At 57.9% G+C, this 13,295-nt stretch carries 14 protein-coding genes; 7 read left to right on the forward strand and 7 right to left on the reverse strand.

Going from position 1 to position 13,295, the window contains the following annotated elements:
- Positions 1–43: 43 nt before the first annotated feature.
- Positions 44–670 carry a response regulator transcription factor gene (locus NH234_RS23815; protein WP_085730184.1) on the reverse strand — a complete coding sequence of 209 codons (627 nt, stop codon included), beginning with the start codon at positions 668–670 and terminating at the stop codon, positions 44–46.
- 394 nt (positions 671–1,064) lie between these two features.
- On the opposite strand from NH234_RS23815, the gene NH234_RS23820 reads away from it, so the two are divergent.
- On the forward strand, positions 1,065–1,646 hold the full coding sequence (locus NH234_RS23820) for a hypothetical protein (protein WP_367254457.1): 582 nt from the start codon (positions 1,065–1,067) through the stop codon (positions 1,644–1,646).
- A gap of 158 nt (positions 1,647–1,804) precedes the next feature.
- Here NH234_RS23820 and NH234_RS23825 read toward each other — a convergent pair whose 3' ends face one another.
- Together NH234_RS23825 and NH234_RS23830 are read right to left on the reverse strand one after the other, a co-directional pair.
- Positions 1,805–3,022: an argininosuccinate synthase gene (locus tag NH234_RS23825; RefSeq protein ID WP_007963976.1), complete on the reverse strand. Its 1,218-nt coding sequence runs from the start codon at positions 3,020–3,022 to the stop codon at positions 1,805–1,807.
- A gap of 129 nt (positions 3,023–3,151) precedes the next feature.
- Complete coding sequence (locus NH234_RS23830) at positions 3,152–4,060, reverse strand: OmpA family protein (protein WP_367254458.1); 909 nt, start codon at positions 4,058–4,060, stop codon at positions 3,152–3,154.
- A 160-nt stretch (positions 4,061–4,220) separates the two neighbouring features.
- Here NH234_RS23830 and pyrC point away from each other — a divergent pair, with 160 nt between their 5' ends.
- The gene (gene pyrC, locus NH234_RS23835; protein WP_047599389.1) at positions 4,221–5,267 is read left to right on the forward strand and encodes a dihydroorotase; all 1,047 of its coding nucleotides are present in this window, start codon (positions 4,221–4,223) and stop codon (positions 5,265–5,267) included.
- Entirely contained in the window at positions 5,264–5,938 is a 675-nt protein-coding gene (gene rnt / locus NH234_RS23840; protein ID WP_367254459.1) for a ribonuclease T, read from the forward strand. Before pyrC ends, rnt begins: the two co-directional genes overlap by 4 nt.
- Positions 5,939–6,011: 73 nt before the next feature.
- Here the strand turns inward: rnt and NH234_RS23845 are convergent, their stop codons facing one another.
- The gene (locus NH234_RS23845) at positions 6,012–6,614 is read right to left on the reverse strand and encodes a peroxiredoxin (protein ID WP_007963972.1); all 603 of its coding nucleotides are present in this window, start codon (positions 6,612–6,614) and stop codon (positions 6,012–6,014) included.
- Positions 6,615–6,905: 291 nt separating this feature from the next.
- Between NH234_RS23845 and NH234_RS23850 the strand changes: the two genes are divergently transcribed.
- Both NH234_RS23850 and bfr read left to right on the forward strand, forming a co-directional pair.
- Positions 6,906–7,124, forward strand: a complete 219-nt coding sequence (locus NH234_RS23850; protein WP_003227725.1) for a bacterioferritin-associated ferredoxin — start codon at positions 6,906–6,908, stop codon at positions 7,122–7,124.
- A 199-nt stretch (positions 7,125–7,323) separates the two neighbouring features.
- Positions 7,324–7,800, forward strand: a complete 477-nt coding sequence (gene bfr / locus NH234_RS23855; RefSeq protein WP_011335740.1) for a bacterioferritin — start codon at positions 7,324–7,326, stop codon at positions 7,798–7,800.
- A 106-nt stretch (positions 7,801–7,906) separates the two neighbouring features.
- Here bfr and grxD read toward each other — a convergent pair whose 3' ends face one another.
- From grxD to NH234_RS23870, 3 genes are all read right to left on the reverse strand, one after another.
- A complete protein-coding gene (gene grxD / locus NH234_RS23860; protein WP_039765841.1) occupies positions 7,907–8,248 on the reverse strand; it encodes a Grx4 family monothiol glutaredoxin in 342 nt (113 codons plus the stop codon).
- 97 nt (positions 8,249–8,345) lie between these two features.
- On the reverse strand, positions 8,346–10,451 hold the full coding sequence (locus tag NH234_RS23865) for a molybdopterin oxidoreductase family protein (protein WP_085730177.1): 2,106 nt from the start codon (positions 10,449–10,451) through the stop codon (positions 8,346–8,348).
- 134 nt (positions 10,452–10,585) lie between these two features.
- Positions 10,586–10,876 carry a hypothetical protein gene (locus NH234_RS23870; RefSeq protein WP_085730176.1) on the reverse strand — a complete coding sequence of 97 codons (291 nt, stop codon included), beginning with the start codon at positions 10,874–10,876 and terminating at the stop codon, positions 10,586–10,588.
- 392 nt (positions 10,877–11,268) lie between these two features.
- Here NH234_RS23870 and argF point away from each other — a divergent pair, with 392 nt between their 5' ends.
- Together argF and NH234_RS23880 are read left to right on the forward strand one after the other, a co-directional pair.
- Complete coding sequence (gene argF / locus NH234_RS23875) at positions 11,269–12,189, forward strand: ornithine carbamoyltransferase (RefSeq protein ID WP_085730175.1); 921 nt, start codon at positions 11,269–11,271, stop codon at positions 12,187–12,189.
- The gene (locus tag NH234_RS23880) at positions 12,186–13,295 is read left to right on the forward strand and encodes an ABC transporter ATP-binding protein (RefSeq protein ID WP_367254460.1); all 1,110 of its coding nucleotides are present in this window, start codon (positions 12,186–12,188) and stop codon (positions 13,293–13,295) included. Before argF ends, NH234_RS23880 begins: the two co-directional genes overlap by 4 nt.

Here is a 13,295-nt window from a genome sequence, read left to right on the forward strand (position 1 = left end):
AGCTGATGCCGACCTGCCCAGGATCCGTCAGCGGCTGAAGCGGTCAGACCAGGCCATTGCGCTGGGCCAGCTCGATCAGATCTACCAATGAACGCGCATTGAGCTTCAACAGCAACCGTGTCTTGTAGGTGCTGACGGTCTTGTTACTGAGAAACATGCCATCGGCGATTTCCTTGTTGGTCTTGCCGCGTGCCAACTGCTGCAACACCATCATCTCGCGCCCGGACAGGCGATCAACCATGTCGGCTTCACTGGCATTGCCCAGGCTGGTGCGTACGGTGTGCAACGCCTGATTCGGAAAATAACTGTACCCGGACAGCACAGCCTTGATAGCACTGAGCAGTTCGGTCAGATCCTGTTGTTTGCAAACATATCCCGCTGCGCCCGACTGCATGCAGCGCATGGAAAAATGGCCCGGGGCCTGGGACGTCAACACCAGTACCTTCAGAGGCATCGCGCTAGTTGTAAGACGCGCAATGACTTCCAGTCCATCCAGTTTCGGTATACCGATATCCAGAATGACAATATCGGGCATCTGGTCGCGAGCCAGTTGTAATGCATCCACTCCGTTATCCGTTTCTGCAATGACTTCGTAGCCATGACGTTCCATCAGCATACGCACCGCAAGACGAATGACAGGATGATCATCCACGATCAGCACTTTATTCATGGGCAAGTCCAGGTTCGCTGTTCGAATTTTTAGAACCGGCACAATAGCGTAGTCATTTCACCCATGGCATAGCGAAGTTCCCTTGCAGTGGTAGCGAGAGACGAATCCTACATTCAACAAAGATTAATCCTACAGAAATAACCCATAAGCTTAGAGGCAAGACTCCTTGCACCAGCGGTCATTCAAGATCAACAGGCCTGCACCCGAGGACACCAGAACAGTAAAACCTGAAAAAGGCGCCTTCAATATGTCAATAGCCTGAAATAACATATCTATATCCACTCGACAAAATTTAATATAAATACCAAGCACTAAAGCCTTGAATACTTCCAAAACTTCCAACATCTTTAACGATACAACATGACGAGAAAGATCATATCCATGAGTAAGGAACATGTTAAAACTCAACAAGAAAATCAACAACCCCATCAGTGTCATTGCCATATTCGCGTTCATTTCCGAAACGTCCGCGGCGGTGTCCTTGCCCTTCCTTGACAATGATGAGCGAGAGCTCTACATCTGGTTTCTGATCAGCTTTCCGTTCTATTTGATATTCCTGTTCTTCATCACCTTGAATTTCAACTACCGATCGCTTTATGCACCCTCGGACTTTGATGATGACAAGAATTTCTTGAAGGCGTTTGAAGACACACCCGATTCGAACGGTGAATTATCGAACCAGGAAAATGCCGAAGTACATACCGTAAAGCTACCCAAATCATTGAGCATACTTTGCATCATTGATATTCGCGGAATGAACACCGACTCAAAGATAAGCATGCTACTGGAAAAAATCCCACAACCACTCAAACACTCTCTGAGAGTATTCCTCTTTTTAACCGACGGCGTGTCAGATGTTTTACCGAAGGCAAATATCGCCAAGTCGCTTAAGCAGGGAAAAAAGACCATGGGAATGACGTATTGTATTATTTACGACACTCACTCAATGAACATCACTGTATTGGGAAAGATTTGAATAGGGGGCGCAGATACGCGAAGCACATCAATACAATGCACGCAGTACCATGGATGAAGACGGGAACACTGATCGGTCTCGATCAGATAAAGGAGGATTTTCAAATGTAGAGGCCTTGTCACCGTGACAAGGCCTCTATTCACATCAGCCCCAAGGACTCAGAACAACTTGCGGCCTTTGTTGGCAGCAATGCGCATGCGCAGCGCGTTGAGCTTGATGAAGCCCGCCGCGTCGGCCTGGTTGTAGGCGCCGCCGTCTTCTTCGAAGGTCGCGATGTTGGCGTCGAACAGCGAGTCGTCGGACTTGCGGCCGGTCACGATTACGTTGCCCTTGTACAGTTTCAGGCGTACGACGCCGTTCACGTTGACCTGGGATGCGTCGATCATCTGCTGCAGCATCAGACGCTCCGGGCTCCACCAGTAACCGGTGTAGATCAGGCTGGCGTACTTCGGCATCAACTCGTCTTTCAAGTGAGCGACTTCGCGATCCAGCGTGATCGATTCAATGGCGCGGTGAGCACGCAGCATGATGGTGCCGCCCGGGGTTTCGTAGCAGCCACGGGACTTCATGCCGACGTAACGGTTTTCAACGATGTCGAGACGGCCGATACCGTGTTGACCACCGATCTTGTTCAGGGTCGCCAGTACGGTGGCCGGGGTCATTTCGACGCCGTCCAGCGCGACGATGTCGCCGTTGCGGTAGGTCAGTTCCAGGTATTGCGGGGTGTCGGGAGCCTTCTCCGGGGAGACGGTCCAGCGCCACATGTCTTCTTCGTGCTCGGTCCAGGTATCTTCCAGCACGCCGCCTTCATAAGAGATGTGCAGCAGGTTGGCGTCCATCGAGTACGGGGACTTCTTCTTGCCGTGACGCTCGATCGGGATCGCGTGCTTCTCGGCGTAATCCATCAGCTTCTCGCGGGACAGCAGGTCCCACTCGCGCCAAGGGGCGATCACTTTCACGCCTGGCTTGAGCGCGTAGGCACCCAGTTCGAAACGCACCTGATCGTTGCCCTTGCCGGTCGCGCCGTGGGAAATGGCGTCGGCGCCGGTTTCGTTGGCGATTTCGATCAGACGCTTGGCGATCAGCGGACGCGCGATGGAAGTACCCAGCAGGTACTCGCCTTCGTAAACGGTGTTGGCGCGGAACATCGGGAACACGAAGTCACGCACGAATTCTTCGCGCAGGTCGTCGATGTAGATTTCTTTGACGCCCATGGCCTGCGCCTTGGCGCGAGCCGGCTCGACCTCTTCGCCCTGACCCAGGTCAGCAGTGAAGGTCACTACTTCACAGTTATAAGTATCCTGCAGCCACTTGAGGATCACCGAAGTGTCCAGGCCGCCGGAATACGCCAGAACGACCTTGTTTACGTCCGCCATGCCATCACTCCACGGGGTTCTACGGAAAGCCGAGGAGTCTAACGCTCAAACGCGATAATTTACAGAGGCGCGACAGCTTAAGACGACAAAGCGACAGAATCTGTCGAGAGCGCGACGATGACCGACAGGTCAGGAAGTCGCCGCAGCGTTGGCAGGTGCGCTGGCTTGAGGTGCTGGAGCGGTAACCGGTGTCACCCGGGCCAGCTTCACGCTGACCCGCCGGTTTTTTGCCCGGTTGGCGGCGTTGGTGTTCGGTACCAGCGGGTATTGCTCACCGTGGAAACGCACGGTGATCTGCGATTCGGCGATGCCGTTGGCCTTGAAGAAATCGACCACTGCCAGCGCGCGACGGCGTGACAACTCACGATTGGTCAGTCGATTGCCGCTGTTGTCGGAATAGCCATCGAGCTCAATGTGATTGACCGTCGGATCGGCCTTCATGAACTCGAGCATCACTTGCAGTTTGGCTTTCGCGGCGGCGTCCAGATCGGTGCCTTCGCCCGGAAAGCCGACCTGGGAGTTTTTGACCTGATCGAAATTCTGCGGGAGCAGTTTCGCCACGCAGGTCTGGTAGTCGTTGAACGCTTTGCTGAACTTGACCGGCAGCAGACGCACTTCAGAGACCCTTCCATCACCGGAGGCACGTCGCACCACCGGGCTGCGACCTTCCAGCAAACCGCTGATCAACCCGCCGGCCTGCGACTGCGAACTGTTGAACAGCACGTTGCCGGTACCGATCCTGACGCTGCCCAGATTGATGTCATTGCGTCCCGGCTGCCAAGGCGCTGCCGCCGCCAGCAAGGTTGCCGAACCACCGCCAAGCATCGCGTTGTAGGCGTTCAGGCGAAAAATCGCCTGCTCGCCGGCCTTGCGCACGAACTGGCCCGAGCCGAAATCGGTGATCGGTTGCGTCAGGCGGCATTCGAACTTGTCGCCTTCGACCGTCCACTCAATGTTCTCCAGACGGGTCTGGTAGGTCAGTGCCATCGCGGGAAGACTGGCAAACACACTGAGCAAGGCTAAATAACGCTGGCGCACGGGAGGCTCCATTGGCTTCTACAACAAAAAAGACCGATACATACATGTTTACGGCATACCTATGGGATATCGGACGCTCGTCGCAAAACTTGATAGCGAGTGCCTGCAAGAGTCTTTTCCGGTAGCATTCGCCTCAGTTTGACCCGCCTGGAATTCCCTCATGTCCGACCGCCTGACCCTGCTGCGTCCCGACGACTGGCACATTCATCTTCGCGATGGTGCCGTGTTGACCAATACCGTTGCAGATGTTGCGCGCACCTTTGGTCGCGCCATCATCATGCCTAACCTGGTACCTCCGGTGCGCAACGCCGCTGAAGCCGACGGCTATCGCCAGCGGATTCTCGCTGCCCGCCCGGCCGGCAGTCGTTTCGAGCCGTTGATGGTGCTCTACCTCACCGACCGTACCCAGCCCGAAGAAATTCGTGAAGCCAAGGCCAGCGGTTTTGTTCACGCGGCCAAGTTGTATCCGGCCGGCGCCACCACCAACTCCGATTCCGGGGTCACCAGTATCGACAAGATCTTCCCGGCGCTGGAAGCCATGGCCGAAGTCGGCATGCCGCTGTTGATCCACGGTGAAGTCACCCGTGGCGACGTCGACGTGTTCGACCGCGAAAAAATCTTCATCGACGAGCACATGCGCCGCGTAGTCGAGCGTTTCCCGACGCTCAAGGTCGTGTTCGAACACATCACCACCGGCGATGCCGTGCAGTTCGTCAACGAGGCTTCGGCCAACGTCGGCGCGACCATCACCGCGCATCACCTGCTGTACAACCGCAACCACATGCTGGTGGGCGGGATCCGGCCGCATTTCTACTGCCTGCCGATCCTCAAGCGTAATACCCATCAGGAAGCTCTGCTCGACGCCGCCACCAGCGGCAGCGCGAAGTTCTTCCTTGGCACCGACTCGGCGCCGCACGCCCAGCACGCCAAGGAGGCCGCCTGCGGCTGCGCCGGCTGCTACACCGCGTACGCTGCCATCGAGCTGTATGCCGAAGCCTTCGAGCAACGTAATGCGCTGGACAAGCTCGAAGCGTTCGCCAGCCTCAACGGCCCGCGCTTCTACGGTCTGCCGGTCAACACTGACCGTATCACCCTGGTTCGTGAAGAATGGACCGCCCCGACCAGCCTGCCCTTCGGCGAGCTGAACGTTATCCCGCTGCGCGCCGGTGAAAAACTGCGCTGGCGCCTGCTGGAGGAACACGCGTGAGTGAAGACCATTTCGACGACGAACTGGAAGGTCAAGGTGGCGGCGGTTCGCGCCATCCGATGGCAGCACGCTTTCGCGGCTACCTGCCGGTTGTCGTCGACGTAGAGACCGGTGGCTTCAACTCGGCTACCGACGCCTTGCTGGAGATTGCCGCGACCACCATCGCCATGGATGAAAAGGGTTTCGTGTACCCGGATCACACCTATTTCTTCCGTGTCGAGCCGTTCGAAGGCGCCAACATCGAAGCAGCCGCTCTGGAGTTCACCGGGATCAAGCTCGATCACCCGTTGCGCATGGCGGTCAGCGAAGAGACGGCCCTGACCGACATCTTCCGTGGCGTACGCAAGGCCTTGAAGGCAAACGGTTGTAAGCGGGCGATTCTGGTCGGTCACAACAGCAGCTTCGACCTGGGCTTCCTCAACGCCGCCGTTGCGCGGCTGGACATGAAGCGCAACCCGTTTCACCCGTTCTCCAGCTTCGACACCGCGACCCTCGCCGGTCTGGCTTACGGTCAGACCGTGCTGGCCAAGGCTTGTCAGGCAGCCGACATCGATTTCGATGGCCGTGAAGCGCACTCCGCGCGTTACGACACCGAAAAGACCGCCGAGCTGTTCTGCGGCATCGTCAACCGCTGGAAACAGATGGGTGGCTGGGAAGACTTCGACGACTGATGGTCGTCGGGTTAAACCCCGCGCATGAAAAAACCGGCTCAAGAGCCGGTTTTTTGTACCTCGACGTTGCGCCTTACAGGGCAGCAGCGTTCTCGGTCAGGTATGCCGCAACGCCTTCTGGCGAAGCGTTCATGCCTTTGTCGCCTTTTTTCCAGTTGGCAGGGCAGACTTCGCCGTGCTCTTCGTGGAATTGCAGAGCGTCGACCAGACGGATCAGCTCTTCCATGTTACGGCCCAGCGGCAGGTCGTTGATGATCTGCGAGCGGACAACGCCCTTGTCGTCGATCAGGAACGCGCCACGGAAAGCCACGCCGCCTTCGGATTCAACGTCGTAGGCCTTGGCGATTTCGTGCTTCATGTCGGCAGCCATGGTGTATTTCACCTGGCCGATGCCGCCATTGTTGACCGGGGTGTTGCGCCACGCGTTGTGGGTGAAGTGCGAGTCAATCGACACAGCGACCACTTCTACGTTGCGCGCCTTGAAGTCAGCCATGCGGTTGTCCAGAGCGATCAGCTCGGACGGGCAGACGAAGGTGAAGTCCAGCGGGTAGAAGAACACCAGGCCGTATTTGCCTTTGATGGCCGAGGACAGGGTGAAGCTGTCAACGATCTCGCCATTGCCGAGTACGGCCGGGACGGTGAAGTCAGGGGCTTGTTTGCCTACGAGTACGCTCATTGATATCTCCTGGTGTAGAAACTTGAAGTTCAGGGTTCGCGCCAGCCTGCCACCCTCAGGCGACAGCCCTGTGACATGAACCCCCTTCGCAAGGGCCGACCATCATACACTGCGTTTTTGGACTGTCCTTAACGGTTTTTCGCGAAATCCCGGGTGGCATTCAGCCATGCACCACCGTTCGTCAGTCACAGCCGCTGGCGATGAAAACCGTTGGGAAAGCACTTTGACAATCATTCTCGTTAACATTAAGATCCATCGCAATTGAGCCACAACCAGCGACGGTTCTCACTTATGTATGTTTGCCTCTGCACTGGCGTCACCGACGGACAGATCCGCGAAGCGATCTATGAAGGTTGCTGCAGCTATAAAGAAGTCCGTCAGGCCACCGGCGTAGCCAGCCAATGCGGAAAATGTGCCTGCCTTGCAAAGGAAGTGGTACGTGAAACCCTGACCAAGCTGCAAACCGCCCAGGCCGCGATCCCCTACCCTGTAGAATTTACTGCAGCGTAATTGCACCCAATTCGAAGAACCGGACTAATGTCCGGTTTTTTTATGCCTGAAAATCAATTGCTTAGCGACTAGACGCGGAACACAAACATTCTTATTCCGATTAATTTTCATATATTATTCAATAACTTAGGTTTGACACTTATAAATACCAAAGTCAAACTCCGCCTTATATACCGCTACTTAGGGCAGGACTCCCATCATGAAAGGCGACGTAACAGTCATCCAGCATCTCAACAAGATCCTTGCCAATGAGCTGGTCGCGATCAATCAGTACTTCCTGCATGCGCGCATGTATGAAGATTGGGGCCTGAACAAGCTCGGCAAACACGAGTACCACGAATCCATCGACGAGATGAAGCACGCGGACAAGCTGATCAAGCGCATTTTGTTCCTCGAAGGCCTGCCGAACGTGCAGGATCTGGGCAAGCTGCACATTGGCGAGCACACCAAGGAAATGCTGGAGTGCGATCTGCGTATCGAGAAGACCGGCCACGCCGATCTGAAGGCTGCCATCGCTCACTGCGAATCCGTTGGCGACTTCGGCAGCCGCGAACTGCTTGAAGACATTCTCGAATCCGAAGAAGAACACATCGACTGGCTGGAAACCCAACTCGGTCTGATCGATAAAGTCGGTCTTGAAAACTATCTGCAATCGCAGATGGGCGAAGACGAGTAATCAGCAAGCGCTAAACTCGAGACACTAAAAAGCCCCGCCCTCTTTCGAGAGGCGGGGCTTTTTATTGCCCGGATTTCAGACTTGCTGAAATCCGGGCAGAAACCAATCAGGCTTCGGACTTGGCCGCAGCAGCCTTGGCGGATGCTTCCTTGACCAGAGTCTGCAGCTCACCGTTGGCGAACATTTCAGCCATGATGTCGCTGCCGCCGACCAGTTCACCGGCTACCCACAACTGCGGGAAAGTCGGCCAGTTGGCGTACTTCGGCAGGTTGGCACGGATTTCCGGGTTCTGCAGGATGTCGACGTAGGCGAACTTCTCGCCACAGCCCATCACAGCCTGCGCAGCTTTCGCGGAGAAGCCACACTGCGGGGCATTCGGCGAGCCTTTCATGTAAAGCAGAATGGTGTTGTTGGCAATCTGCTCTTTAATCGTTTCGATGATATCCATGGAGCACCTCGGCTGAACTTTCCGACTCATGGGTCGGCACGGTGGCGCATTGTAACGGAATCCCGAGCGCCCTGCTCGGTCTCCCCGACAGACTTCCTCAAGCCGCCGCCACCGTCACCGGTACACCATTGAGCGCTGCATTGCCCGACAACTCGTCGAGCTGACATTCATCGGTCAGATCGTTGGCGCTAGAGCCCGGCTGCCCGCTGGCAATCGCCATCTGCACGCCCGGCCGGGCATGACCCCAACCGTGCGGCAGGCTGACCACGCCCGGCATCATGTCCGCACTGCCGAGCACTTCGACTTCGATCTGTCCGACCCGTGAGCTCACGCGCACAAGCTGACCATCGATGAGCCCGCGACTGGCGAGATCGTCCGGGTTCATCAGCAACTGATGACGCGGCTTGCCCTTCACCAGTCGATGATAGTTGTGCATCCAGGAGTTGTTGCTGCGCACGTGACGCCGACCAATCATCAACAGTTCACCGGCAGCCGGCGCCTGCAAGGCAGAGAAACGTGCCAGATCGGCAAGAATTTCCGGCGGCGCTGCCTGGACTCGTTGATTGGCGGTCTTCAATCGTGGTGTCAGGTTGGGTTTCAGCGCCCCCAGATCAACGCCGTGGGGATGATCGAACAGCGTCGCCAGCGACAGCTTGTGCTCGGATGCATCGCCATACATGCCCATGCGCAGTCCCATGTCGATCATCTTCGCCGGCGGCATCGTCGGTTTCAGCTCCTTGCCGGTCTTCGCGGCAAAGGCCTTGGCCAGGCCGACGAAGATCTCCCAGTCATGCAGCGCACCTTCGGGTTTGGCGAGGATCGCCCGGTTGAAACGGGTGACGTTGCGCACCGCGAACAGGTTGAAAGTGGTGTCGTAGTGATCGTTCTCCAGCGCCGAGGTGGACGGCAGGATCAGGTCGGCATAGCGCGTGGTTTCGTTGATGTACAGATCGACGCTGACCATGAACTCCAGCCCGTCCAGCGCCTGCTCCAGTTGCCGGCCATTGGGCGTGGACAGAACCGGGTTGCCAGCGACGGTGATCAATGCGCGAATCTGCCCTTCACCTTCGGTGAGCATTTCTTCGGCCAGCGCCGAGACCGGTAGCTCGCCACCGTACTCCGGGCGGCCAGAGACACGGCTTTGCCATTTGTTGAAATGCCCGCCCGAGGTGGACGCCACCAGATCCACCGCCGGCTCGGTGCACAGAGCGCCACCCACCCGGTCGAGATTGCCGGTCACCAGGTTGATCAATTGCACGACCCAATGGCACAACGTGCCAAAAGCCTGGGTGGAAACGCCCATTCGGCCGTAGCAGACGGCGCTTGGCGCAGCAGCGAAGTCCCGGGCCAGTTGACGGATCTGCTCGGCAGGAACCGCGCACAACGGGCTCATGGCCTCGGCCGTGAAACCTGCCACCGCCGCACGCACATCATCCAGACCGTCCACCGGCAGATGGCTGTCCGACGTCAGCCCTTCGCTGAACAGCGTATTGAGCACACCAAACAACAACGCCGCATCGCCACCGGGACGCACGAACAGGTGCTGATCAGCCATCGCTGCGGTCTCGCTGCGCCGAGGATCGACCACCACCACTTTGCCGCCCCGGGCCTGAATCGCCTTCAGACGCTTTTCCACGTCCGGCACGGTCATGATGCTGCCGTTGGACGCCAGCGGATTGCCGCCCAGGATCAGCATGAAATCGGTGTGATCGATGTCCGGGATCGGCAGCAGCAAACCGTGGCCGTACATCAAGTAGCTGGTCAGGTGATGGGGCAATTGGTCGACAGAAGTGGCCGAATAGCGATTGCGGGTTTTCAGCAGGCCCAGGAAGTAATTGCTGTGGGTCATCAGCCCGTAGTTGTGCACGCTCGGATTGCCCTGATACACGGCAACCGCGTTCTGCCCATCACGCGCTTGAATCGCCGACAGCTTTTCAGCCACCAGCTCAAAAGCTTCTTCCCACCCGATCGGCAACCATTCACTGCCGACCCGGCGCATGGGCTGGCGCAGGCGATCCGGATCGTTCTGGATATCTTGCAGCGCCACGGCCTTGGGGCAGATGTGCCCGCGACTGAAGGTATCCAGTGCGTCACCCTTGATCGAGGTGATCTGCACCTGGCCGTCGGTTTCAGTGGTTTCGATGCTCAGGCCGCAGATGGCTTCGCAAAGGTGGCACGCACGGTGGTGGAGAGTCTTGGTCATGGCCAGTCTCTGTCTTGTTCTGGGCAGGCAATAACGCCTGCGGGAACAAAACTATGGCGCGTGGCCGCGAGTGGCGCCAGCGACGTTCGTCTTGTGAATCGACGACCATCAGGCGTGCCGATAGACCGTCGAGATCAACTGGAAGGCAACTGGGGTGGCGCCGCCAGCTGGATTTCCTGAATGGTTTCGATCTGCTCGTGGGCAACGTGGACGCCAGTGAGTTCGCCGATCAGTCGCCAGTGCTCGTCGAGTCCGGTGCTGATGGTCGCCATGCGATCGATCATGTGGCGGCCGGCCGTCTTGACCACTTCGTCTTCACTGCGCAGCAGCTCGAAGGACAAGGAGGTGACCGATGCGGTCAGATGAGTCAGTGAGCGTGCCGTGTGGCCCAGCAATTCCATTAACAGTTTTTCTTTCGATTCCATGCGGAGGCTTCCTGCGTCGCTCGTGAGTTATTTATAACCCAGCGCTTTGCTTTAGCAAATGTTTCAGGTCTGACATCCGACCAGCGATTCCATGGCCGACCGGTCGCAAACCGACCAGGCCTGCTCCATCCCCGCCCTGCCTGATTGCCAAGCTCGGCGGCGCCAGTGTACAAAGGTCTGGAATCCGGCTCAAAACCGGCGCTTCGAGTGACCTCGTCACACTCGCAAACTCCGCAAAAATCGTAGCCTATTGGAAAAACGCGACATTTAGTGTCAATATCGCGCCTCCCCCTATTTCGTCGCCCCGTGCGGCTTACGCCGCAGGTCTCGCCCGTTGTTCCTGTAAACAAGGCTTTGAGCATCTGCGGTTTGTAGCAAAAAGGTAGTCAATGATGAGCGCAAGGCACTTTCTCTCCCTGATGGATTGCACGCCCGAAGAGCTGGTCAGCGTGATCCGTCGAGGCGTTGAGCTCAAGGACCTGCGTAACCGCGGCGTACTGTTCGAGCCTCTGAAAAACCGCGTCCTGGGGATGATCTTCGAGAAGTCCTCGACCCGCACCCGGATCTCCTTCGAGGCCGGAATGATCCAGCTCGGTGGCCAGGCGATCTTCCTGTCGCCGCGTGACACCCAGCTGGGCCGTGGCGAGCCGATCGGCGACTGCGCCATTGTCATGTCGAGCATGCTCGATGCGGTGATGATCCGTACCTTTGCCCACAGCACCCTGACCGAATTTGCCGCCAACTCCCGTGTGCCGGTGATCAACGGCCTGTCCGATGACCTGCACCCGTGCCAGTTACTGGCCGACATGCAGACTTTCCTGGAACACCGCGGCTCGATCCAGGGCAAGACCGTGGCCTGGATCGGCGACGGCAACAACATGTGCAACAGCTATATAGAAGCGGCAATCCAGTTCGACTTCCAGTTGCGCGTGGCCTGCCCTGAAGGCTATGAACCAAACCCTGAATTCCTGGCCAAGGCCGGTGATCGCGTGACCATCGTCCGCGATCCGAAGGACGCCGTGCGCGGCGCGCACCTGGTGAGCACCGACGTCTGGACCTCCATGGGCCAGGAAGAGGAAACCGCCAAGCGCCTCAAATTGTTCGCGCCGTTCCAGGTCAATCGCGCCTTGCTCGACCTGGCCGCCGAGGACGTGCTATTCATGCACTGCCTGCCCGCCCACCGCGGGGAGGAAATCAGCCTCGACCTGCTCGATGACCCGCGCTCCGTCGCCTGGGATCAGGCAGAAAACCGTCTCCACGCACAGAAGGCCCTGCTTGAGTTCCTTGTCGAACCGGCATATCACCACGCATGAGTCATGAATTACTGCTGAACCTGCGCAACCTCGCTTGCGGCTATCAAGATCAACGTGTGGTGCAGAACCTCAATCTGCACCTCAACGCCGGCGACATCGGTTGCCTGCTCGGCTCCTCGGGCTGCGGCAAGACCACCACCCTGCGTGCCATTGCCGGTTTCGAACCGGTGCACGAAGGAGAAATCTCTCTCGGCGGTGAAGTGATCTCCAGCGCCGGTTTCACCCTCGCCCCGGAAAAACGCCGGATCGGCATGGTGTTCCAGGACTACGCATTGTTCCCGCACCTGAGTGTCGCGGACAACATCGCCTTCGGCATTCGCAAGCACCCGAACAAGCAGCGCGTCGTCGAAGAGTTGCTGGAACTGGTCAACCTGAAGAACCTCGGCAAGCGCTTTCCGCACGAATTGTCCGGCGGCCAGCAGCAACGTGTCGCTCTCGCCCGCGCCCTGGCGCCGGAACCACAACTGCTGCTGCTCGACGAACCGTTCTCCAATCTCGACGGCGAACTGCGACGCAAGCTCAGCCATGAGGTGCGCGACATCCTCAAGGCCCGTGGCACCAGTGCGATTCTGGTGACTCACGATCAGGAAGAAGCCTTCGCGGTCAGCGATCACGTTGGTGTGTTCAAGGAAGGCCGGCTCGAACAGTGGGATACGCCATACAACCTCTATCACGAGCCGGCGACGCCTTTTGTGGCGAGTTTTATCGGTCAGGGCTACTTCATTCGCGGCCAGCTCGGCAGCCCGGAATCGGTGCACACCGAACTCGGCGAACTGCGCGGCAATCGCGCTTACACCTGGCCGATCGGTGGCGCGGTGGACGTGTTGCTGCGTCCGGATGACATTGTTTATGCACCGGACAGCGGGTTGAAAGCACGGATCGTCGGCAAGACCTTCCTCGGTGCCTCGACCCTGTATCGCCTGCAACTGCCGACCGGCGCGCAACTGGAATCGATCTTCCCAAGCCACGCTGACCATCAGGTTGGTGCGGATGTCGGGATTCGCGTGGCGGCTGAACACCTGGTGTTGTTCCAGGCGTCCGGCAGTACGGCCGCACAAATTCCGGCCGTGGAAAACGGCGTTCGCCGCTACAGCACCGCGCACTGA

It is taken from the genome of Pseudomonas sp. stari2, from assembly GCF_040760005.1.
Classification (GTDB): Bacteria; Pseudomonadota; Gammaproteobacteria; order Pseudomonadales; family Pseudomonadaceae; genus Aquipseudomonas.

Bases quoted from the DNA above. Each gene is read 5' to 3' on its own strand.
- NH234_RS23815 (WP_085730184.1), bottom strand. From the start codon at position 670: ATGAATAAAGTGCTGATCGTGGATGATCATCCTGTCATTCGTCTTGCG.
- NH234_RS23820 (WP_367254457.1), top strand. From the start codon at position 1,065: ATGTTAAAACTCAACAAGAAAATCAACAACCCCATCAGTGTCATTGCC.
- NH234_RS23825 (WP_007963976.1), bottom strand. From the start codon at position 3,022: ATGGCGGACGTAAACAAGGTCGTTCTGGCGTATTCCGGCGGCCTGGAC.
- pyrC (WP_047599389.1), top strand. From the start codon at position 4,221: ATGTCCGACCGCCTGACCCTGCTGCGTCCCGACGACTGGCACATTCAT.
- NH234_RS23845 (WP_007963972.1), bottom strand. From the start codon at position 6,614: ATGAGCGTACTCGTAGGCAAACAAGCCCCTGACTTCACCGTCCCGGCC.
- NH234_RS23850 (WP_003227725.1), top strand. From the start codon at position 6,906: ATGTATGTTTGCCTCTGCACTGGCGTCACCGACGGACAGATCCGCGAA.
- bfr (WP_011335740.1), top strand. From the start codon at position 7,324: ATGAAAGGCGACGTAACAGTCATCCAGCATCTCAACAAGATCCTTGCC.
- grxD (WP_039765841.1), bottom strand. From the start codon at position 8,248: ATGGATATCATCGAAACGATTAAAGAGCAGATTGCCAACAACACCATT.
- NH234_RS23865 (WP_085730177.1), bottom strand. From the start codon at position 10,451: ATGACCAAGACTCTCCACCACCGTGCGTGCCACCTTTGCGAAGCCATC.
- NH234_RS23870 (WP_085730176.1), bottom strand. From the start codon at position 10,876: ATGGAATCGAAAGAAAAACTGTTAATGGAATTGCTGGGCCACACGGCA.
- argF (WP_085730175.1), top strand. From the start codon at position 11,269: ATGAGCGCAAGGCACTTTCTCTCCCTGATGGATTGCACGCCCGAAGAG.
- NH234_RS23880 (WP_367254460.1), top strand. From the start codon at position 12,186: ATGAGTCATGAATTACTGCTGAACCTGCGCAACCTCGCTTGCGGCTAT.